Below are 1,813 nucleotides of genomic sequence, written 5' to 3' on the forward strand. Positions count from 1 at the left end.
GAAGCGCCTGCTTGAGGAGTCGTAGGGCTTCGGGTGCCCGTCCAACCTGCCGCTCCGCTGCGGCCCACCAGCGCAGAGCAAGGCAGCCGTCCCGTGCTGCACCCATCGCTACGACCTGATCGTGGGCCTCTGCCAGTAGCCGACGAGCCTCTTCCGGCTGTCCTGCGGCGAGGGCTGTCCGTCCCTGGACAACACGAGTGCGCGCAAGCCCCAGTTCAGATCCCACGTCCGTGTATACGTCCCGGCACTCGTCGAGGTGCAGTACGGCTTCCTGGGGGCGGCCATCGGCCAGGTCGAGGCACGCGCGCAGCCGTAGGGTGTCCGCAATACCCAGCGGGAGTCCCTTGTGCCGGTACCGGCTGAGGGCTTGCTCGCACTTGTGACGGGCAGCGGCCCACTCCTCGTATCGGAGGTGCAGCTCCGCGTGTGCTCGCAGAGTCTCCGCCTGCCCCAAGACGTCCGTTCCCGGATACATGGCGAGGGCGTTGTTCAAACAGCGATCAGCCCTGTGGTACTCACCCCGCAAGCCCGCCAGTTCACCCTGGACGCGTTCGCCGAGGCAGCGACCGTAGAGATTGCCGCTGTCTTCGAACATCCTCCGCGCCGCGCTCAACCATCGGGCCGCAGCGCTGAGATCGCCACTTGTCAGTGCCAGGGCACCGAGGCCGTGCAGGGCATATGCCAGCCCGAGGCCGCCGTCGGCCAAGCGGCGGCACTCCTCGAACGCGGCGCCGGCCGCCTTCAGGTCGCCACGCGCCAGCGAGACCTCTCCCTGACGCCGAAGCAGGATCACCTTTCCCTGGGTGTCGTTGGCCCGTTCCAGTGCTTCGTCGGCGTCTTCGAGTAGTCCGCCGGCTTCGGTCAGTCGCCCGTGCCGCATCGTGCGAGTCGCCTGTTCAAGCAGAGAGATGCCGAGTCCCCGGGGGTCCGCGTGCAGGCGCGCCATCGCCTGCGCGTTGCGTCCATAGCGCTCGGCGTCATCGATCCGGCCCTGGATCCGTGCCACATCCGCTGCGTACTGGTAGCCGGTTTGGAGGAGCCCGGGATTCCTGCGCCGCAGTTCGCCGCGCTGTTCCGGGGCCAGCACCGCATCGGTGAGCCACATGGCAGCGTCCAGACGCCCGTTGCAGTAGGCGAAGTCCAGCTGCTCACGCCAGGCTTCGGCGCAGCTGAAGTCGCCGAGGGCGAAGCGGTGGTATGTCTCCTCCTCGAAAGACCCCGTCCGTGCGTAGTACCGCACGGCGGCCCTGTGTAGCGCGGCCCAGGCGGGCTGTGGCCGGAGGTGGCGCAGTACGCTGCCTCGGATCATGTCGTGGACTCGGAAGCCGGTTCCGGGAGTTCCGTCAGCCGAGAGGGTGGGCTGAGCGAAGGACAGAGCCCTCACGGCTGCAGCCGTGCGTGCGAGTTCAGCGTCACTGACCTCCTCGCCCTCCTCGCTCTCCGCCGCGGCCTTCAACAGCGCGCGAAAGAGTTCATGGTTCTCCACCGTGCGGGGTATGGACGCGGCGTGGATCGCTATGCGCAGCAGTACCGGGACGTGGGTGTCGAGGAGATTGGTCCAGATGTTCTCTGGGGTGCTCTCCTCAAGCTCGTCCCGACTGAGGGGCCTGGGGGAAGTCAGCAATAGGTCCGTCAGCGCCGCAGCCCAGCCGGGTATCCCTGCGGACGCCTTCGCCACGTTTTCGCGGTCTTCCCGGGGAAGACCACGGGAAGCGAGATACCTACTGGTGTCCTTACTCTCCCAGGGAGGCAACTCGTGGTGCCGGACATCGATGTCGCCTGGAAGCTGCACGCCCTTCTGGCCTGCGAAGAC

The 1,813-nt window shown here is 67.3% G+C and carries 1 protein-coding gene; it reads right to left on the minus strand.

Going from position 1 to position 1,813, the window contains the following annotated elements; genetic code table 11:
• Positions 1 to 1,813, minus strand: a 1,813-nt coding sequence (locus MCM47_RS39975; protein ID WP_374209281.1) for a hypothetical protein, incomplete at both ends; no start/stop codon positions are given.

The sequence above is a fragment of the Kitasatospora sp. A2-31 genome (assembly GCF_022288725.1).
Classification (GTDB): Bacteria; Actinomycetota; Actinomycetes; order Streptomycetales; family Streptomycetaceae; genus Kitasatospora.